At 58.9% G+C, this 20,338-nt stretch carries 20 protein-coding genes and 1 tRNA gene; 9 read left to right on the forward strand and 12 right to left on the reverse strand.

All coding sequences use genetic code 11. From position 1 onward, the window contains the following. Positions 1-126: 126 nt before the first annotated feature. The gene (locus tag BN2694_RS05900) at positions 127-2,895 is read left to right on the forward strand and encodes a tetratricopeptide repeat protein (protein ID WP_135663538.1); all 2,769 of its coding nucleotides are present in this window, start codon (positions 127-129) and stop codon (positions 2,893-2,895) included. Between the two features lie 191 nt (positions 2,896-3,086). Here the strand turns inward: BN2694_RS05900 and BN2694_RS05905 are convergent, their stop codons facing one another. From BN2694_RS05905 to BN2694_RS05915, 3 genes are all read right to left on the reverse strand, one after another. Then, positions 3,087-4,721, reverse strand: a complete 1,635-nt coding sequence (locus BN2694_RS05905; protein WP_244605368.1) for a MarR family transcriptional regulator — start codon at positions 4,719-4,721, stop codon at positions 3,087-3,089. An 83-nt stretch (positions 4,722-4,804) separates the two neighbouring features. Then, positions 4,805-4,879, reverse strand: a tRNA-Thr gene (locus tag BN2694_RS05910). A 54-nt stretch (positions 4,880-4,933) separates the two neighbouring features. After that, positions 4,934-5,914 carry a class I SAM-dependent methyltransferase gene (locus tag BN2694_RS05915; protein ID WP_135663539.1) on the reverse strand — a complete coding sequence of 327 codons (981 nt, stop codon included), beginning with the start codon at positions 5,912-5,914 and terminating at the stop codon, positions 4,934-4,936. A 387-nt stretch (positions 5,915-6,301) separates the two neighbouring features. Between BN2694_RS05915 and BN2694_RS05920 the strand changes: the two genes are divergently transcribed. Further along, entirely contained in the window at positions 6,302-6,946 is a 645-nt protein-coding gene (locus BN2694_RS05920; protein WP_135663540.1) for a hypothetical protein, read from the forward strand. 127 nt (positions 6,947-7,073) lie between these two features. After that, complete coding sequence (gene dph5, locus BN2694_RS05925) at positions 7,074-7,865, forward strand: diphthine synthase (RefSeq protein ID WP_135663541.1); 792 nt, start codon at positions 7,074-7,076, stop codon at positions 7,863-7,865. Here the strand turns inward: dph5 and artA are convergent, their stop codons facing one another. From artA to BN2694_RS05960, 8 genes are all read right to left on the reverse strand, one after another. Continuing rightward, complete coding sequence (artA, locus tag BN2694_RS05930; RefSeq protein ID WP_135663542.1) at positions 7,866-8,864, reverse strand: archaeosortase A; 999 nt, start codon at positions 8,862-8,864, stop codon at positions 7,866-7,868. Between the two features lie 264 nt (positions 8,865-9,128). Then, entirely contained in the window at positions 9,129-9,887 is a 759-nt protein-coding gene (locus tag BN2694_RS05935) for a VOC family protein (protein WP_135665465.1), read from the reverse strand. Positions 9,888-9,955: 68 nt separating this feature from the next. Then, positions 9,956-10,129 (reverse strand): hypothetical protein, encoded by a 174-nt coding sequence (locus BN2694_RS17005; protein ID WP_167879921.1) that lies wholly within the window; start codon positions 10,127-10,129, stop codon positions 9,956-9,958. A gap of 143 nt (positions 10,130-10,272) precedes the next feature. Next, on the reverse strand, positions 10,273-10,410 hold the full coding sequence (locus BN2694_RS17385) for a hypothetical protein (RefSeq protein WP_210408916.1): 138 nt from the start codon (positions 10,408-10,410) through the stop codon (positions 10,273-10,275). A 181-nt stretch (positions 10,411-10,591) separates the two neighbouring features. Beyond that, positions 10,592-11,050 carry a TIGR04206 family protein gene (locus BN2694_RS05945; RefSeq protein ID WP_135663543.1) on the reverse strand — a complete coding sequence of 153 codons (459 nt, stop codon included), beginning with the start codon at positions 11,048-11,050 and terminating at the stop codon, positions 10,592-10,594. 4 nt (positions 11,051-11,054) lie between these two features. Further along, positions 11,055-12,167 carry an OBG GTPase family GTP-binding protein gene (locus BN2694_RS05950; RefSeq protein ID WP_135663544.1) on the reverse strand — a complete coding sequence of 371 codons (1,113 nt, stop codon included), beginning with the start codon at positions 12,165-12,167 and terminating at the stop codon, positions 11,055-11,057. A 49-nt stretch (positions 12,168-12,216) separates the two neighbouring features. Then, the gene (locus BN2694_RS05955) at positions 12,217-12,870 is read right to left on the reverse strand and encodes a potassium channel family protein (protein ID WP_135663545.1); all 654 of its coding nucleotides are present in this window, start codon (positions 12,868-12,870) and stop codon (positions 12,217-12,219) included. A gap of 2 nt (positions 12,871-12,872) precedes the next feature. Next, entirely contained in the window at positions 12,873-14,270 is a 1,398-nt protein-coding gene (locus BN2694_RS05960; protein ID WP_135665467.1) for an APC family permease, read from the reverse strand. A gap of 140 nt (positions 14,271-14,410) precedes the next feature. On the opposite strand from BN2694_RS05960, the gene BN2694_RS05965 reads away from it, so the two are divergent. From BN2694_RS05965 to BN2694_RS05975, 3 genes are all read left to right on the forward strand, one after another. Then, positions 14,411-15,175 (forward strand): potassium channel family protein, encoded by a 765-nt coding sequence (locus tag BN2694_RS05965; RefSeq protein ID WP_342210798.1) that lies wholly within the window; start codon positions 14,411-14,413, stop codon positions 15,173-15,175. A 178-nt stretch (positions 15,176-15,353) separates the two neighbouring features. Beyond that, positions 15,354-15,554, forward strand: a complete 201-nt coding sequence (locus tag BN2694_RS05970; protein WP_135663547.1) for a VNG_1110C family protein — start codon at positions 15,354-15,356, stop codon at positions 15,552-15,554. Positions 15,555-15,758: 204 nt separating this feature from the next. Further along, entirely contained in the window at positions 15,759-16,247 is a 489-nt protein-coding gene (locus BN2694_RS05975; RefSeq protein ID WP_135663548.1) for a 50S ribosomal protein L11, read from the forward strand. 47 nt (positions 16,248-16,294) lie between these two features. Here BN2694_RS05975 and BN2694_RS05980 read toward each other — a convergent pair whose 3' ends face one another. Then, positions 16,295-17,977 carry a sensor histidine kinase gene (locus tag BN2694_RS05980; RefSeq protein WP_135663549.1) on the reverse strand — a complete coding sequence of 561 codons (1,683 nt, stop codon included), beginning with the start codon at positions 17,975-17,977 and terminating at the stop codon, positions 16,295-16,297. A gap of 195 nt (positions 17,978-18,172) precedes the next feature. Here BN2694_RS05980 and BN2694_RS05985 point away from each other — a divergent pair, with 195 nt between their 5' ends. Genes BN2694_RS05985 through rpl12p form a run of 3 tightly spaced genes read left to right on the forward strand, consistent with a single transcriptional unit; the run spans position 18,173 to position 20,213 of the window. Further along, on the forward strand, positions 18,173-18,811 hold the full coding sequence (locus BN2694_RS05985) for a 50S ribosomal protein L1 (protein WP_135663550.1): 639 nt from the start codon (positions 18,173-18,175) through the stop codon (positions 18,809-18,811). Continuing rightward, positions 18,811-19,857 (forward strand): 50S ribosomal protein L10, encoded by a 1,047-nt coding sequence (locus BN2694_RS05990; protein ID WP_135663551.1) that lies wholly within the window; start codon positions 18,811-18,813, stop codon positions 19,855-19,857. The genes BN2694_RS05985 and BN2694_RS05990 overlap by 1 nt, the downstream gene beginning before the upstream one ends. A gap of 17 nt (positions 19,858-19,874) precedes the next feature. Beyond that, the gene (gene rpl12p / locus BN2694_RS05995) at positions 19,875-20,213 is read left to right on the forward strand and encodes a 50S ribosomal protein P1 (protein WP_135663552.1); all 339 of its coding nucleotides are present in this window, start codon (positions 19,875-19,877) and stop codon (positions 20,211-20,213) included. Positions 20,214-20,338 lie beyond the last annotated feature (125 nt).

Raw genomic sequence — 20,338 nt, forward strand, 5'->3', positions numbered from 1 at the left:
TCGTCCCAGGATGCGTCGGATCATCACCACTATCTCCGAGCCTTAAACGAGATTTATGTAAATTAGTGGTTCAGTCGATCCAGTCAAATGCAATCTTTTTCAATTAGCCGGAATATTGTGTAGGAAATGATTGAGACAGCTATTGCGGCGGGCATCGCGGCCAATGTCCTATATGAGGTGGGAAAGAAGTCTCAACAAGAACTCAGAGAATTAGTTAATGGTGAGATATTTTCCACCCCGATGTTTGCACTTCAAGAAAAATTCGAAGAGTCGCTAGAAGAAGCCCTAAAAGACGAGCTGTCGGAAATCGACAAAATTCAGGATACCGATATTGAGGACCACTGGGAGGGAATTATCGAGAACATAAACTCAATTGATCCAGTATTTCTGAATAAAGAAGATGCAATAGAGAACATAGCGGCTAGCGTGGTCACCGGGTTAGGGTTCAGCAATGAGGAAGATAATATTGTTCGAGGTAAAATAGAGATAGCAGTCGTACGAGCATATCGGGAAGCAGTAACGGGCTTCTTGCAACGAGTGGAGGAAGAAGAATTGAGTACTGAATTTCAGAATAGAGCAAACCTTCGTATTACTGAAGGAGTCAGTAAAATTGAAAAGAATCTACGGAGAGTTGAAACCAGGATAATTCAGCAAAATGATTCAAGAATCAAAAACGAGGGCTTCGTTAGATTTGACCCCCTATATTTCAGAAGAAAAGAACCAGATCAGCCACAGATAGCTTGGCGGCGGGGCTTCAACCATTTTGAAATAGAAGCGGGTTACGCTATCAAGCGGGAACGTCCTTTGGAGGAAGAGAGTGAGCGTATAGATGTCACTGAAGATATTATCCAGCAGCTTGAAAATGATGAGGAGGTTGTAGTCTTAGGAGAACCAGGTTCAGGAAAAAGTACAATATGTAAACAAGTAGCAAATGAGTGGCACGAAAATAACCCAGGAAGTGTATTTTACCGTCAAAGTGATTCAGTAGTCCCCTTTAGGAACCCAGGAACACTAATAGAGGCCATCAATGCGACAGATGAGGATGTCCTAGTTGTTGTAGAGGATGCAGTGCATGAGGATGCGGCTATATTATTCGAATTGGTTAGCGAGTTTCAGCACGACTCAAATGTTTCTTTCTTATTTGATGCTCGTGTTAGCCAATGGAATAGTTCAGAGGATGCTTTTGGAGGACCAGAAATTGCGAATCTTAAGTCCAACGTGCAGCCAGTTCGCGTACCTGAGTTGGATGTACGCGAATGCAGTCGAATTATCGAACATTTTGAGGATCTAACGGATGAAGAGATAGAGCGCTCAGCGGAGAGTTTGTATAAAGAGGTCAATGGTGGAGATTACGGTGATCTGCTTCTGCTGGCATACAAATTGACAGGTCCTGTAAGCACAAGTGGACAATATTCTGGAGAGATATCTGCATTTGAGTATGACGTCCACCAGTCATTTAACGATATCGGCCAAGCAGATGAATTGGAGGATGTCCCTAAATTATTGAGACATAAAGTCGGAATTCTAGTCAATCTACTCAATGCGTCACGGCTACCTGTATCGAAAGGATTCATCCACTCAATCGCAACGGAACCAGAAGAGCATTGGAGTGTGGAATCTGTCTTGGACTATTTGGAGGGCTCCGTCATAAGGAGTAATCAGGACGGGGTGGGATACAGAACATTCCACGAACGCTGGTCTACCTTGTATTTGTCTCGTGCATACGACGAACTCGATATACGAGCCGTGAATATATTTGAAGACTGTATTGAAGCACTCATTCTCCTCCCAGAAAACGATGATAAAATTAAATCAATTCAAGAGTGGTTATCTGGAGATCAACCTGCTTTATCAAATATGCATGTAGCGCCTCAACAGTTCGCAGAATATCTCACAAGACAAATCGGAAGAGTTGCAACTCGTAGCCCAGAATTATCTCCATTGTTTATTTCCTGTAATATATCCTTTTCTGAGACTGATTCCGTCGGAGCAGAGGTCAGCTGGGCCAGCAATATCGGTCTTTCTGCCGTTTACAACAGTAGATACAAGACAGCAGAGCAGGAACTGGAGAGAGGTATTGAGGTGTTAACTGCCTCGGGAGATGAAAATGAGTGGACAATGCAGAGAAGAGCTGTCCTTCTTGAAAACCTGGGCATTGCTAAAAGGAAGCAAGGGAAACTACGAAAGAGCTGGGATTGTCATAAGCAGAGTCTGTCAATTTCCGAAGAATTAGATAATACGATTGGGATTGCAGAAAGTCTCAATAATTTAGGTTCAATAGAGGTGACTCGTGGGATATGGGACAATGCGAGGTTTTCGCTCCAAGAGAGTCTAAAGTTAAAAAGGAGGGAAGGATATCAAAGTGGTATACCATCTACTTTAGATAATCTTGGTATAGTTGAAAGGCATGAGGGGAATATAGAGAAGTCCAAGGAACTCCATAAGGAGGCACTCTCAATTGAAAAAGAGCTGGGCCGGGATCATGAAGTAGCTAAGACACTGGTGAATTTGGTGCTTGCGTTAATTGAGCAAGGAGATCTCAAGTCAGCTGAAAATAAGTGCAAAAAGGCACTAAATATATTTCAAGAAATTGATGATGACCACGGAATTGCCCAATGCGTGGGCAACTTGGGACTTCTGAATCAAAGAAGGGATGATAATAGAGAGGCCATTAAGAAATTCCGAGAGTCCTTTGAGAAATTTATTGAATTAGGCTCAACTGATGAGGCAATTGACACAGCCAGAAATATCGCTTTGCTTTATGAGGAGCAAGATAACAGAGAGAAGATTGTAGAATGGTGTGATAAAGGTGAGAAATTGGCCGAGTCTCTAGGCCAAAATCGACAAGGAGATATTTTTAGGAAGATTCGGGCTGGGGATTTTGAACGCAGATAGGTGTCTTCGTCGGGTAATGCAGATTTGATTTGATTTGCTCTTAGGTGTGTCCCTAAGGGGACTTCACCAAAACACAGACTACTCTCTCACAGGACTCCCCGGGGGGTGTTGGTACAAATTTCCGCTCAGAAAGGTCGATTTCTACCGCAATTCCCGTTGTTTAGACAGCGTTGCCACTAATTTGTCGCATCTCATCTTAAGTACCGCCATGCCTCCGTAGTGTAGGATTGTACCTCGGTCGCATCGACTGATTCGTAGCCAGCATCCGTTTCCTGCTTGTACCGAACCGTCGCCATCCGAAATCGCTCTGCGGGCATATCCGCACCAGTCCACAGCTCGTATCCTTCTCGTAACAGTCGACGTACCTCATCAACTGCACCGAATTCTAACCGGAGCGGGCCACTATCACGGTCCTGAAGGTCAATATCGTGCTTGGCTGCCCAAGCGATGAACGCACTAGTCGTTTCGTCGAGCCCCTTCTCAGCTGCTTCCATCGCCTTGGCTCCGGCTTCAGCTGCGCGTCTTGTGGCTTCCTTGGCTTCTCTCACGGCATCGTGTACGAGATCGGCGATATACTTCGATCGGAGCGAAACACTGCCATATTCGTGTTCTACCAGTTCGGGGATTTGATCGAGAGCTCGCCGAACGCTACCTGGATGCCGGTCTGCTTCTTCCGCAATATCTTTCGGACTCACTTCACCGCCATCAGTGACTAGAACCTCCAATGTATCCCAAGCGGTTGGTGAAATCCCATCGGCAAGGTGCTTGATGACGACTGATTCCTGCCGGTGCTTGATCTGAGTGAAATCAAGCTCGACGAGATTTCGTTCTCGATCAGATTCGGCAGGTTGGAAATATGCGTCCTCAACGTAGGTCCCCATTCCGGGCCGGACTGGGAGACCTGCTTCCGAGAGAACACTGAGAAGTGTCTCCTCGAGTTCTTCGTTGAGTGTGTCGATATCCGCTTTCGATGCCCCCAGTGGCTCATCCCAGAAGGATCGCTGATACGATACGCCAACTTTCGGATGAGCTACCGAACGGTCGGAGTCGAGGCTGACCGCTTCTCGTGCGTAGTAATGTTTGATCTCCTTCGGAAGACCATGGTCCGGGAATGCTTCCCGGACCTGCTTTGGTCCGAGAGTCGTTGTATGATAGTATCCAGGTTGGTCTCTCCCTCTCTCGTCACTATCGAATTGAACCAGCTTACGACGGCCTGAGCGGTCATTCTCAAGCAGGTGGCCTAATTGGGCAAGCGGACCATCGCGAGCATGTACTGAACCACTATCCTCCTCATGAACGCGGACATAGCGTTCCGCATCCAGAATCGTCGAAAACTCGTGCGCCCTGAGGAAGTAATGACGGCTGATTCCTACAGACTCATCAGCAGATTTGATGAGACTCAGATACTCCGTGAATTCGATATTCGAGCCTTGAATATGGATGTTTACGCCCTCATCGACACTATCGGGAATCGAGATCTCTTGTCCGTTCTCGCTTTCCATCCCCTGCCAGCGTGGAGCAATATGGGCGTGGAATGAGCGTTCTGCGATCGGATCTTCCGCGCTTTGGACGTGCAGATCGAACTCCCGCATCGATTCGAGCTGGAATTCAGTACCCGAAGGAAGGTGGCTCCCAGGGTGCGCGAGTCCTGAATCCCGAGATGAGAGTGAAACGTCCCACTTCTCTCCGCGGTATTCGAACGATCCGCGCTGACTGCCGTCTCCTTCCTTGATTCGACTATCGATGGCGAAGAACGGCTCCATGCCGTACCGTGTGAAGAGATAGTGAGCAGCAAACTCGTGGGGTGCAGTCTCGATCAGTTGCACGCCAACTCACCCCCGGCGATTGTAGATGCGCGGAGACGCCCTCATGGGGGGTTGTCGTTCCGGCATGTAAACCGAAAAGGGAGAGCCGGTGGGGGGATTTGAACCCCCGGCCTAATCCTTACGAAGGATTCGCTCTAGCCAGTCTGAGCTACACCGGCGCGCATCGTATAGTAGGCCCGATGACCGCAATAAGGGTTGCGAATCGAACTGCCTTACCGAGACAGACGCACGTCGAGAACGACGTTTAGCTCGTGGGGGGCGTACGACCGGACAGTCCGCTGTGTTTCGACGACAACGTCGTATTCGTCACCAGCGACCTCACGAATCGCCCGCTCGCCTGGACCGTACGGATCGTCCTCGTGCTGAATGTCGTAGTAGTGGATCACGGCATCGTCGTTGGCAAGATTCACAGCTGTCTCCAAAAACTCATCAGCGCTGTGGGGGAGGTTCATCACGATCCGGTCGGCCCAGTCGGCGTACTCACCCGCCACCTCGCGGACATCACCCTCGATTCCCGTGACTCGTCCGGCGACATCGTTGCGGCGGGCATTCTCTCGGAGATACTCGATCGCGTCGGGGTTGACGTCGACGCCGACGGTGGTGGCCCCACGCTTGGCGAACGGGATGACGAACGGGCCGACGCCGGCGAACATGTCGAAGGCGCGTTCTCCCTGACGGACCTGTTCGACGACGCGGTGGCGCTCGGTCGCCAGCCGCGGCGAGAAATAGACTGCCGCCAGGTCCAGCGCGAACTCACAACCGTGCTCTCGATGGACGGTCTCAGTCCCGTCGCCAGCGAGAACCCCCCACTCGCGAACGCGCTGTTGCCCTTTGACTTTCGAGGCGCGATTGACGACCGTCTCGACGGGCAGGTCGGAAGTCATGATCGACTCGGCAACCTCGCGTGCCCGTTCGGGGTCGTCCTCGTCAACGATGACGATTTCCCCGAGACGCTCGTAGCTCGGATCGAACTTGAGCAGATCAGCAGGCATCGTCTGAGTTTCACGGGCAGGAACCTCCCGGTGGACGATCTCGTATTCGGCCGGGACAGTGTCCGGGGCGATGACAGGGATGAACAGCGACCCGGATTCGACGGTGATTTCGTGGCCGGGATCGACGAGATCGGCGTCGGCGAGACGCTCACGGGCAGCCTCGCCATCCTCGCGAGGGACACGAACGCACGGGACGGGCATGGGCACGAGTGGGGACTAACTCGCGGTAAGCCTGACGTTTCGACGCTCGAAGAGGTGGGTTCCCGAGTCGGAATAGGGCGACACCGCAAAACCAGGACTCTTGAAAGGCGAAAAACGGGCATCGAATGTAGCAGTAACACGTCATTCCCAACAGATTATTACTATTTGGCAGAGTATATCAGACAAGGGATGTCAGACCAGCCCGAAGAGTGGACCGGGTTGTTCGAGGGATCCTCGAAAACCCCAATCAAGGAGCGCTCTCCGGAGCTCCGCGCTGATATCTTGATCCTCGCAGCGAGTCGGATCCGACGAGAATCAGTCACTGCGGCGCTACCAAGCGGAATTTCGGTCAAGTCATTTAGTAATATAGATCCGTTTAGCGACGCGTTGTCAGGCAACATCGCGGTCGTTTTGCTCTCGAAGGGGCTTCCGAACGACCAGCTGTTGGGAGCTGCCTCACGAACGATACAGGCTACCAACTATACGCGTATCGGACTCCTGATCGGCGACGAAGAGAGTAGCAAAGACGTTCGTGTTCCCCACGACGAGATTTTCCACAAGTCGGGCGACCGGAAGACCTTTCAAAACCGAGTCAAGCGGTTGTACATCCGGGCGTACTACGATGCAACCCTCCAACGGTACTACACGGTCAACCTCGCCGCTCAAAACCGGAAACTCGGATCGGACGAGGAGACGGCTACCGACAGCGATCGACTCCAGAAGCTGACGAAGTCAGTCGAGTTGCTCGAGTCACACCTAGAGCGGTTCCGACAGTACCTCCAGCCGGGAGATCTCGAGGCGATACTGACGCGAAGCGAACGCATCGAATCGATGCTCGACGTAAAGAAGGACCGCGACCCCACGGTCCGCGGGTTGCCACGGGGCTGTCCGAACTGTGGCCTCGCCTGGGACGAGTGGCACGGTCCCCGCCTCAAGGGCGGCTATAAGAAGACCGGCGCGGATACCTGGCGTTGCACCCGCTGTAGCAACGTTATCGCCGGCGACGATCCGGACAATTACAAGGTCAGTTGAGCGAGTTCGAGCGTGATGGAATGGCCGCTCGGAAATCGCTCCACGTCGGATGGCCCGCTGGAGACCCTCTAGTACGTGACCTCACCCGGAACGGTTCGTTTATCCGAAGAGCCCACCCAGAACAGGTATGCTCACCTTTGTCGGCCTCGGTCTGTATGACGAGCGATCGGTCACGCTCGCCGGTCGCGACGCGATCCGAGCGGCCGATCGCGTCTTCGCGGAGTTCTACACCAGCCAGCTCGCGGGCGCGACGCGTGCGGACCTCGAATCGTGTCATGGCGTCGAGATCGAGGTGCGCGACCGGGCTGGCGTCGAGCGGGATCCTGAACCGATCCTTGCCGCCGCGATCGAGGGCGACGCCGTCTTCCTGACGGCAGGGGACACGATGATCTCGACGACCCACGTCGACCTGCGACTGCGGGCCGAAGAGCGTGGGATCGAGACGCGCGTGATCCACGGGACGACCGCCCAGGCCGCGGCGAGTTCACTCACCGGACTGCAGAACTACCGCTTCGGGAAGGCCACGACCCTCCCGTTCGAACGGTCCCACGGCGGCGATGGCGTCCCTGATAGCGTGATCGAAACGGTCGAGGACAACCGCGAGCGCGATCTGCACACGCTGGTCTTTCTGGACATCTCGATCGACGACGACCACGAGGACTTCATGACTGGGACGACCGCAGCCGGGATGCTCGCCGAGCAATGGCGAGCGGACGCACTCGGAGTCGTCCTCGCCCGGGCCGGGAGCCCGGAGCCGGTCGTCAGGGCGGACCGCCTCGACGTCCTCGCCGAGGAGGACTTCGGCGACCCGTTACACCTGCTTCTCGTGCCCGGATCGCTCCATCACATCGAGCGAGACGCACTGGCGACGCTGGCCAGCGCGCCAGCCGACATCCTCGCAGAAAACGTCGCGGAGTGATCAGCCCTCACGGTCGTCGACGTTCAGTGCCCCTTTGAGGTCGTACTCGCGTCGTGTCAGCAAGTACAGTATCTCCTCGACAACCCGAAGGACATCCGGCACCCAACGGACGACCAGCCAGGTAATCGCCACGAGAGCGATCACCGAGCCGAACTGTGCGAGGATGCGATCACCGACGAAGTACGACACCAGATAGGGGTCATCACTGGAGAACAACGACAGGATCAGATCGGGGAACACGTGCAACCGCTGGGTACCGACCGTGTGGGCAATGAAGACGTTCCGGACGATGTTGAGTACGTAGATAATGCCGATCGCCGCACCCAGCGCCTTGGCCTTCTGCCGCAGCGATCCTCGCACGGCGCCGATCAGACCGACGAAGATGGACATGCTGCCGATGCCGGTGCAGGCAAGCCGGATTGTGTAGGTGATCGGATGGCCGTCGGGTGCATAGAGGAAGGTGTTCCGGTACGGGAAGTGCTTGTCCGGGAGCGTGCTCTCGGCCCCAAGAGAGGAACCGCCAGGGAGTTCGAGCCCGGACGGGAGGGCCGGATACCAGTCGCCGAGTCGATAGTTGTCCCCAAGCAGCGACAGGAACAGATCCGTATGGGAAGTGGTCATCTCTATGAGCGGCCGGCGGACGAACGCCAGCGCCGACAGGGGCAGGAAGAACAGCCAGACGAAGGTTACGGCCCGAGAGACGACCAGCAGACGGTGGCGGCCAGTCACGAGCAGATATGCGACGTACAGGGAAAGAGGGACTGCGACAATGACGCCAGCACTCTCAGTGATCGACTTCATCTCGAAGACGAAGTAGTGAACGTAGGCGAGCCAGTACCCGGCCAGGATCACCCAGCCGCCAGCGTAGACGCGGACCCCGATATCCTCGTCGTAGCGTTCGAGAAGCGCTCCAGCAAGGAACACGCCGAGTACGACCCACGCGATCGTCCCCGCATACCCGTTTAGCGCCGCCAGTCCATCGATGATCGGCTCCACCATGTGCGTCTGGCTACCCTTGCGTCATTCCAGATAAAGGTCTTGTCGTTATCGACGGAGTGCACACGGCTGCTCGCGCAAAACTGTGCTCAAGACTCGCGACGAACCGCAAGGGCAGGCTCTTGGGGCTTGCGGTCGTGTCTCCCCGCTCGCCGTTCGCCCTGTCCGAGGTCTCGTTCGCTTCGCTCACTCGACCTCGCTGCTCGCGGGTCGTTGCTCCCCGCTCGCTATTACCGAGACCTCGTTTGCTCCGCTCACTCGGTCTCGCTAGCGCTCGACGATCTCGATTTCGTGACCGTCCGGGTCCTTCGTGAACGCGTAGTTGTAATCGCAGGACTCGGGATCGCGGTAGTCCTCGGCGTCTCGCTGCATAAGCGTCTCCCAGGTGTCTTCGAGGGCCCCTTCCTCGGTGCGGACCGCCAGATGCCCCCAGGCGTCGCCCAGTTCATAAGAGCCGCCATCGTAATTGTAGGTCACCTCGACCGACATCGCCTCCTCGGGGGCGTCTTCGGGTTTGAGGAAATACAGCGCAAAGGAGTCGTGTTCGCTCCGGCGGAACGTCTCGTATTCGAGCGCGCGGGTGTACCACCCGATCGCTTGCTCGGCGTCCGCGACCCGAATCATCGTGTGGTCGATACTCCAGCGCGCGCCGTGATCGCGCTTGACGATCTCGATCTCGTGGCCGTCGGGGTCCTTCACAAAGGCGTAGCCGGGATTGTCCTCGGGGCGACGATAGTCCTCGACGCCTTCGTCCATGAGTTCGTAGTACGCGTCGTGGACGTCCTCGACGCGGACGGCGATGTGTCCCCAGGCGTCACCCATCTCATAGGAGCGGCCATCGTGGTTGTACGTGAGTTCCAGGGTCGCAGCGTCCTCGTGGCCGTCTGCGGGCCCGAGATGGACGTTGGTGAACGTTTCGGCCTCCCAGCGACTCTTCTCTTCATAATCGAAGTGGGTCTGATACCAGTCGAGCGATTCCTCGAGATCTTCGACGCGCATCATGACGTGATCGAGCGTGCCGTCCATGTCCGAGAGATCGGTCGCGCGGCCGAAAAACGTGCCGGACTCGGCGATCTGAGCCTGCGTCCGACGGCTCACACACCGGCCAGGGCCGTATACAACACGGTCGGCGGCGCGGCGATCCCGGACGTAACGGCGAAGGACACGGCGACCGGACGCGTGGACGGCTCCGTCGTGAACAGTCCGACGATCGGATCGGCAACCAGCGCGAGTACCAGACCGAGCGTCTCGAGGGGTACCAGCCCCATCCCGGCCCAGATCCCGAGGACGGCGATGGCTTGCTCGCCCAGGAAAAGGCCGAAGAGGAAAACGAGAGTCCGGCGAGGGCACCGACCGCGATCGCCTGGGTGATCGCCTCGTCTCGCGTTCGCTCGGCGTCGTGTCCGGTTTCCTAACTCGAGAGCGCAATCGCACCGGTACCCAGACCGAGTCCGATCCGCAGCGGCAGGCGAGCGTGGAGGTTCGCGAGGCCGAAGGCGGCGACCGCGAGCGGCGAGAACAGCGCCGTCACGAAGTGTCGGTCGTCCACATCAGCGTCCGGGAGACCTACTCGACCATCACCGGCCAGGAGAGGACGGCGACGGGCTTCCAGAGAGCAAACAGGCGCGATCGATCGACGTGAAACCGGCCCATCGGTCACTCGACGGAGAGAGCCACGAGGCGGCGATAATCCTTGGTGATCCGGAACGCGCCGACAGTCGCCACGGCAGTCAGGACTGTGGGTCGAGACGGCCGATCGAACGCAGATCGGGCCAGTAGAACCACCACGCGAGCGTCCAGGCGGCGAGGGTGCCCAGCGGGACGACGAGGGCGTACTCGCCGCGACGCAGAAATCCCCAGGCGACGGTCAGTTGAGTTATCCCGACCACCACGAGCAGGCCGCCGGTCACCCGCGGGTCGCCCCGGTCGAACAGTTCCGCGGCGACACCGACGAGTGCGAGCGCGTAGATGCCGACACCGACCGGCCACGAGGTGAGAAAGGGCGGCGGACCGCCCCCGGTAGCCGCGAGGTACTCGGGCAGCAGCGTCACGTGCGGGGCGAACGGATCGAACAGCCCCCACGGCATCACGAGCGTGACGTACCCGTCGCTCAGCAGGACCGTCCACGGGATGACCAGCAGCGAGAGGACTGCAAGCAAGCGCCTCCGCGGGGCGTCGTTCGTCGACACGGGATCACCGATCCACGACGAGTCGGAGCACGTCTTCGTCGGCGAGTTCGTGATCTCGGCCGACCTGCTGGTCCTCGTGGGCGGCACTCTCTCCGGAGACCCGAGCGAAGCGGAATCGGTCGTCGAAGCGTCCGCCGATCTTTTCGCAGGCGTCCCCGACCGTGTCGCCCCCCGTGAGGATCAACGGTTCATCGTAGTCGACGCCGCGACCGGGCTTGTCCATGTAGATCCGGATGAGGCCGAGTTCCTCCCAGATGCGCTCGGTCAGACTTTCCAGACCTTTCTCTTTCTCGGCGCTGATGAAGATAGCCTCGTCGGGGTCGACGCCCACATCGCGGAGGTCGCTTTTGACAGTGTCGACGTAGCTGGGTTCGATCAGATCGACCTTGTTGACGGCGACGATCGAGGGGAGGTACTCGCGGTTAGCCATGATCCCGTCGATCAGCCGATCAATGTCGACGTGCTCGCCGATGGTCACGTCGGCGTTGACAAAGTCGTGTTCCCGGAGGACGCTCTTGACCGTCTGCTCGTCGAGATCAAGGTCGACGGAGGCGTTGACGGTAATCCCGTCCTTGTGTTTCTTGCGAACGCTGACCCGCGGTGGTTCGACGTCCAGTCGGACCTTGTTCCGGTAGAGTTCCTCGCTGAGGCGCTCGTACTGGTCGATCTCGAAGGCCGAGAGAACGAAGAGGACGAGATCGGCCGTCCGAACGACCGAGAGGACCTCCTTGCCACCGCCGCGGCCGCCCGCAGCCCCCTCGATCAGTCCGGGTACGTCGAGTAGCTGGATGTTCGCGCCGTTGTACTGGAGCATCCCGGGATTGACGTCAAGCGTCGTGAAATCGTACGACCCCACCTCACTGTCGGCGTTGGTGAGGGCGTTGATCAGCGTCGACTTGCCGACGCTGGGAAACCCCACAAGGGCCACCGTGGCGTCGCCGGTCTTCTCGACGGCGTAGCCCGGCCCACCGCCCGAGCCAGATTGGCGCTTTTCGAATTCCTCTTTTTTCTCGGCGAGTTTGGCCTTCAGGCGCCCGATATGCTCTTCGGTAGACTTGTTGTAGGGGGTGGACGCGATCTCCTCTTCGAGTTCCCGAATCTCCTCCTCAAGGCCCATCGTCGAATGCTCGGCCGTCCCCACTCAAAAACGCTTCCGTCCGGGGCGCTCACCCGCGGAACAACCGCGTGATCTCCTCGGCCACGTCCGGTTCGGTCGCGACGACGTATCGCTTGCCCGGCGACAGCGTCGTCTCCGGGCGGGCAACGCGGTCACCGTCGTCGTCTGAAATGACGAGTGTCCCCTCGGGAAAGCGGATTTCTTCGAGTGTTTTTCCGGCAACGGGGGCGTCATCTGCCACGCGGATCTCCATGATATCCAGCGCCCCAGTCACGTCAGCCAGCGTCTGGACATCACTGCCGCGGATTTCGTTAGCCGCAACCCTGGCCCCCGCCTGCTCGGGGTAGACGATCGCGTCGACGAACTGCGTGTATCGATCGACGGAATCGGTATCGACCCGGGCGACAGTTCGAACGTCGGGTGAGAGTTCCCGAGCCATCATACAGACCGCCAGATTGACGCCAGTTTTCCCCGTGAGACCCGCAACCACGTCGGTACTCTCGATCGATGCCTGGGTGAGTATCCCGGGGTCGGTCGCATCGCCGGTGATGACCGTGGCGATCCAGGCGTCGGCGATTGCCTCACATCGGTCGTCGTCGTCCTCGACGATCGTCACGTCGTGGCCCTGTTCGGCCAGAATCTCCGCTGTCTTGAATCCGACGCGCCCGCCACCTGCGATTGTCACGTTCAAATCCTGTGTCATGGTCAGTCGTCCCCTTGGTTTGATTGTTCACTCTCGGTCCGTTCCGCTTGGCCAGTCCCATCGCTTCGAGAACGATTCAGTGCGAGGTAGGCAATCCCGCCCAGGGCGAGCCAGCCGACACTGAGTCCCAGCGCCAGTGGATCCGTGGTAATCAGATACACGATCAGCACACCCGCCAGGAGTGTGTTCAGCGCGATCCCGAGGATCGGCGTCACGGGGTAGTACGGCATCTCGTATGGTCGGTTCATTGCCGGTCGCTCGCGTCGGAGCTTGATGACCGAGCCGTTGACGACGATAAACGAAAGCAGGAAGAACAGGCTGGACATGTTCCCAGCACTTTTCGTCGGGAGGGCAACCGACCCCAGCATGACCACCGCGCTGGCGACAATGGCCACGAACGGCGTCCCGAACTTGTGGTGGATGCGTCCGATCGAGGGGAGCAACTGTCCCTCCCGGCCCATCGAGAACGCCACGCGCGAGGAGGCGATCACGACCGCGTTCAGGGCCGTCAGCGTCGAGAAAACGGCACCGAAGACGATCAGCGCCCCGCCGTTTTTGATGATCGGTAGCCCTCCCGGCATGAATTTAGTCGCCGCCTCGGCGATCCCCGCCTCACCTGCCGCCGCGAGCTCGCTCCATCCGAGCGTCCCGATCGCGACCGCGACCACAGCGAGGTAGACCACCAGCGTCGCCGCCAGCGACGCGAAGATGGCCTTGGGAATGTTCTCGCGGGGGTTTTTGACCTCCTCGGTAACGGTCGTGATCAGATCGTAGCCCTCGAAGGCGATGAACGTCAGGCCCATGGCCGGCAGGATCGACAGCGCGGTCTTCTCGCCGGGGAACAGTGGCTGGAACTCCGCCCCGGCGAACAGCGGACTGGTGAGGCCGAAGGCGACGAACACACCCAGGATAGACACCTTCGTGATGGTGAAGATGGTCTCGACACTGCCGCTTGCGGCCGTCGAAACGGCGTTCAGCGCCACCAGTCCGAGCACGGCGACGAACGCAAGCCCGACGGCCACGGGAATGTCGACACCGACCAGCGGCAGGACGACCGCGCCCACCGCGTCGGGCTTGGGCGCGACCCCGTAGACGTGCAGGAGTTCGATAAAGTTCGGTGCGAACCCCAGGGCGTACAGCGCCCCCGCGATCATGTATGCAAACCAGAGCATCCACCCCATCATGAACGACGGCATGTCCGCAAACACTTCGCGCACGAACGCGTACCCACCGCCACTTTTCGGAATCGAGGCAGCCAGTTCGGCATAGGAAAACGCCGTGAACGCCGTCACCACCCCGTTGAGCATGAACACAAGGATCGCTGCTGGGCCGGCGATTTCGGCTGCCAAACCCGTCAGCACGAAAATACCGGCACCGATCATGGCCCCCATTCCGATCATCGTCGCGTCGAGGAGTCCGAGACTCGCCTCCGGGGATCGCTCCCCGTGACTACTGACCACGGGCACCACCCGCGAAACCACGGCAAGCCATCCAGTCAGCGTTCGCCATGGACGGGAATGATTGACGAGGGTTGAAAAGGGTGGTATCACTGCAATCCTTTCCGGCGGAGCATAGAGACACCGGCAGGGCAACCCGGCGGCTGAACTGTCAGTACTACTATCAGCACGGCGGTCTAACAGCCGGAACAATGGCACCCACGTCAGACCTTCGAGTCGTCGTCGTCGGGAGCGGCCAGACCGGCCTACGAACGGCACGACTGCTCGACGACCGCGGCCACGACGTTGTCATCGTCGAGCGGAATCCGGATCGCGTTCGAGCCGTCGCCCAGGAGTACATTGCACAGTTGATCGAAGGGGACGCGACCGATCCGGACGTACTCAAACAGGCCGATCTCCAGTCGGCCGACGTGCTCGCGGCGATGACCGATACGATGGGAACGAACTTCACTGTCTGTACACTTGCCACGGAAATCGCGCCGGAGATCCGAACGGTGATGCGCTCGGTCTACGAGACCAACGATCACTACGACAGTCACGCTGACGCGGTGGTAACACCCGAGCTAGCCGGGGCACGGATGACCGTCAACGCGATCGAGGATGACGTGACCACTCTGGCAGAGACGAGTGGGGAACTGGAGTTGCTGGAGATCAGTGTCGCCCCCGACTCGCCGGTTGCCGGTCGGCTGTTGCGCGAGATTGCCCTGCCGACCGGATCGCTGGTCGTAGCCGACTGCGGCGAGCAAGACATCGCAAACGGAGAAACGACGCTCAGGCCAGGGGAGACGTATCTCCTCGCGGTCAAACCGTCGGTCGTCACCGAAGTGACGAGGCTGTTCCAGGGGTGACTACGACCCAGTTGCAGTATCGTCAGGGAAGAGTGGTCGAGTCGTCCCTGTAAGGTACTGGCGGTGGAGCGCATGGCTGTCTCTGGGCGCGTGTTGCACTGGCGTCGGTCCGGGTTCAGAGCCGCACGCGACACGGACTTCGATACACTCATACGATGGCGCGCCGACACACGAACCGATGTCGAGCGCCGCTCGCCTCCGGGACAGCACCCAGATTCTGCTCCCGGCCGACGCCGTCGATGGACTCTCCACGGACCTTCAAGAGCGCTTCACACTGACGGTCCGTCACGAGCAGACGCAGGTCCGTATCATTGGCAGTCCCGTCGAGATCAAACGGGCGAGCGCGTTCCTCGCACGAAACGGGATCGCTGTCGAGTGATGTGTTTCGCCACCCATCGAGAATCCCGCTGATAACTGATTGGTATCGCTGCCACCCATCGAGTACCCTGTCAGAGGGGTGCTCAGTCAGGTGAGTTACTTCGTCTATGGGATCGACGGGACCCCTCGTTACCGTGCCCCGTCAATCTGTGACGCCCCGGTCACGAAAAGCAATTCTTAACTCCGCCCCGACGGATCCTCTGATATGGCTGAAACGATCGAAGTTCTCGTCGCCGGCGGCCAAGTCGATCCCGGGCCGCCGCTGGGCCCCGAACTCGGCCCGACGCCGGTCGACGTTCAGGCCGTCGTACAGGATATCAACGACCAGACGGCAGCTTTCGACGGTACTGAGGTGCCGGTCACCATCGAGTACGAAGAGGACGGATCGTTCTCGATCGACGTGGGTGTGCCACCGACGGCGGCACTCATCAAGGACGAGGCCGGCTTCGAGACCGGTAGCGGCGAGCCCCAAGAGGACTTCGTCGCCGATCTGACCATCGAACAGGTCAAGACCATCGCCGAGCAGAAACACCCCGATCTGCTGGCCTACGAAGTGAAGCAGGCCACAAAGGAGATCGTCGGTACCTGCGTCTCACTGGGCGTCACTGTTGAGGGCGACGACCCCCGCGAGGTCGCTGCGAAGATCGACGACGGCGAGTACGACGACGTTCTCGTCGACGCGGCTGAAGCCTGAAACCCAGGTGGATCCACTGTTGTCCTCGCTTTCGTCAGGCACAGTAGCTACGCTGCCTCGCTATTGCTTCCGTCCGGCGATTCCGTGGGCGCAGGGAGATGAATCGTGACAGTCGTCCCGCGGTCGACGCCGGTAGCCACCGAGACGGTCCCGCCGATCTGGTCGACCAACCAGTTGACGAGCCAAACGCCGAGGCCGCTGCCGTGTTCGACGGGCGTCTCCTCGTGTTGATCCGTCAGGAGTGCCTCCTCAACCATGGGGATGCCGGGACCGTTGTCCGTGACTGTGATGCGGGTCTCGTATCCGGTGTCGATTTCGTCGATCGGCTCGGCGTTGGCTTCGACGATGACGGTCACCTGGCGCTCGTCCTTAGGCAGGTCGTTGTGGACGACCGCGTTGCGGATGACTTCTTCGACGACGATCGGCAGGACAGCAGAGTCGAGTGCCCAAGCCGCCGTCGGAAGGACCGTCTTGATCGTGCCCTCGGGATGCTGTGGGGCGAGTATTGACACTCGTTCCTCGACGACAGCGACGACATCGATCGGTTCCATCGCCTTCTGGGGGCTGGTCAGGAGGTCGTCGTAGAGGGTCCGGGCATGTTCACTCGTGGTGATCAAGCGGGTCGCCGTCTCGTGTATCTGTTCGACATCCTCCTCGGCCTCCGGAGAGATTTCTTCCTCGGCCAGAAGCCGTTCGGCGCGAGCGGTGATGACGTTCATGTCATTGCGAAGGTTGTGCCGGAGGACGCGGTTGAGGACCTGAAGTTGTGAATCACGTTGTTTGAGCGTGCTGGAGAGTGATGTAAACCGGTCGCTGATGTGGCGCCACTCATCGGAGTGGCCCAGTTCGAGTTCGGTACGATACTCACCGGCTATCAGGTCGGCGAGCGCTTCCATGAGTTTCTCGATGCGTGAGATCGTTGTTCGGGAGATCCACAGCCCCATGATTGCGACAGAGAGTAGTCCGATCACGACCCCACCGACCTGTAATGCCGACGCTCGGGCGAGTTCTAGCGCGATTGCCGACCGTGGCCGGTTGACGGTCACTTCCCAGCCGGTCTGAGAAACAGTCGCTGTCTCGGTGATCGCGTCCGAGGAGACACCGGACTCATCGAATAGTCGTTGCCCGTTGGATGTGATCGTCAGGTGATCCTCCGGATGGCCCGCAGCAGTGAGATTCGCGAACAGCGAGCGGTTTTCGATGTGGAACCGAGCGTCGAAGACGCCCACGATCCGGTCGTCGTCGTCGCGTATCGGAGCTGCGATCTGTACGATATACTGGCCGGTCAGGGTCCGATCGGGCTGACTGATGTAGATCTCCCCATCCAATGCCCGCTCGACGAACGGTTGCCCCGAATAATTCGTTCCCACGTACGTCGAAATAGCATCGTCGTCGAAGTTCGGTCCGGATATCGCGAGGAGCGTTCCGTTACCCGCGTACGTCGCCGCACTGTTGAACGCCGTCCGATCGACGAATGTATCGAGTGTGTCGGTTCGAGACGGACCATCGGCGGTTACCCCAAACGTCGTCGTCCAGAGATCAACAGTGTCGATAGTGGTCTCTAATCGCGCGCCGATGCGGCCGGCGACGACCGCTGCTGTGCGTTTGACCTCAGTATGCTCCTGGTCGACGATGCTCTGTTTGTGCATCGTGAATCCAATGTAGATCGTCCCCGAGAGGACAACAGCAACGACCAGCATCACACCAACAAGCATCGTCCGGAGGCGCATTCAGGTTGAACTCTACGTGACCACGGCCTAAAGCTATATGGTCGCGGCCCGCGAGAGTCCCCGAATCGCCGAATACGGACTCACTCGGCCGGTTCGACGGGTTTAAGTGTCGCTTCGGCGTGCCTTCAAGCGAGACAGGCAGACGCCTGTTTCACTGACCCGTAGGAGCCACGGGGCGTACTACGGAGGTGAACAATGGCAGATCAGGACATAGAGGATGCAGTCTCTCGCGCACTCGAGGAATCACCCGAGCGGAACTTCCGTGAGACGGTGGACCTCGCAGTCAACCTGCGCGACATAGACCTTGACGATCCGTCGAATCGCATCGACGAGGGCGTCGTGCTTCCGGCCGGCACCGGCCAGGAGACGACGATCGTGGTCTTCGCCGAAGGCGAAACCGCCCTGCGAGCCGAGGAAGTCGCCGACGACGTACTCGATGGCGACGACCTCGAAGACCTGGGTGACGACGATGACCACGCGAAAGACCTCGCCGACGACACTGACTTCTTCATCGCCGAAGCGTCGATGATGCAGGACATCGGTCGGTACCTCGGGACCGTGCTGGGTCCCCGAGGGAAGATGCCCGAACCGCTCCAGCCCGACGACGACGTCGTCGAAGTCGTCGAGCGGATGAAAAACACGGTCCAGCTGCGCAGCGGCGATCGGCGCACGTTCCACACGCGTGTCGGTGCTGAGGATATGGACGCCGACGAGATCGCCGACAACGTCGACGTCATCCTCCGCCGGTTGCACGCCGACTTGGAGAAAGGACCGCTGAACCTCGACTCGGTGTACGTAAAGACCACGATGGGTCCCGCCGTGGAGGTGGCCTGATGAGCGCCGAATCCGAGCGCAAGACTGAGACGATCCCCGAGTGGAAGCGCGAGGAGATCGACGACCTCGTCGCCACGCTCGAAAACTACGACAGTGTCGGCATCGTCGACCTGACAGGGATCCCCAGTCAGCAGCTCCAAGACATGCGCCGGAACCTCTATGGCACCGCGGAGTTGCGCGTCAGCCGGAATACGCTGGTCGAGCGTGCACTGGACCAGATCGACGACGGCTTCGAGGAGCTGACACAGTTCGTCTCGGGCCACGTCGGTCTGATCGGCACGAACGACAATCCGTTCAGCCTCTTCCAGCAACTCGAGGCCTCGAAGACATCGGCACCGATCAACGCTGGTGAGGTCGCCCCCAACGAGATCGTGATCCCCGAGGGCGACACCGGTATCGATCCCGGGCCGTTCGTCGGCGAGCTCCAGAGCGTCGGCGCGAACGCCCGCATTCAGGAAGGGTCGATTCAGGTGCTCGAGGACTCGGCGGTGCTGGAATCCGGCGAGGAAGTTTCGGCCGACCTGGCGAACGTACTTGCCGAACTCGGTATCGAGCCCAAGGAAGTCGGGCTGGATCTGCGAGCGGTGTACGCCGAGGGCGTCCTCTTCGAACCGGAAGATCTCGAACTGGATGTCGATCAGTACCGCAGCGATGTCCAGGCTGCGGCCGGCCGCGCCCGGAACCTCTCGGTCAACGCTGTCTTCCCGACGGCCGAGACCGGACCGGCGCTGCTCCAGAAGGCCCGCGGCGAGGCAAAGAGCCTCGGCCTGCAGGCGTCCATCGAGAGCCCCGACCTCGCGGACGACCTCGTGAGCAAGGCCGACGCACAGGTGCGCGCACTCGCCGGGCAGATCGACGACCCGGAGGCCCTCCCCGAGGACCTCCAAGATGTCGAGGCACCCGAGCCCGAGGAACAGGCAGACGAAGACACGACCGATACCGAGGACGACACCGACGCCGAAGACGTCGCGGACGCCGACGAGGCGGACGATGACAATGACGATGACGGCGACGGTGGCGATGCGCTCGGCGCAATGTTCGACTAACAACGGAGGATACAATCATGGAATACGTTTACGCAGCACTCATCCTGAACGAGACCGGCGAAGAGATCAACGAAGACAACCTGACGGACGTTCTCGAGGCCGCTGGCGTCGACGTCGAGGAATCCCGCGTGAAGGCCCTCGTGGCCGCGCTGGAGGACGTCGACATCGACGAGGCCGTCGAGGAAGCCGCTGCCGTGCCCGCCGCAACCGGCGGCGCAGCCGGTGGCGAAGTCGAAACCGCCGACGAAGGCGACGACGACGAGGAAGCCGAAGAAGCAGAAGCCGACGACGAAGACGAAGGCGACGACGAGGACGAAGAGGCCAGCGGCGAAGGTCTCGGCGAACTCTTCGGCTAAACTCCGACGATCCGTCTTTTCGACGTGCGTTCTGCCCGATAGCGACTGCACCAGTCAATGCGTAGCGTTTGACGAACGCGTCGTCTCCGACTATGTGTACCAATCTATCGACCGCGTTAGAAGCG

Origin of the sequence: Halorhabdus rudnickae (assembly GCF_900880625.1) — an archaeon.
Lineage (GTDB): Archaea > Halobacteriota > Halobacteria > Halobacteriales > Haloarculaceae > Halorhabdus > Halorhabdus rudnickae.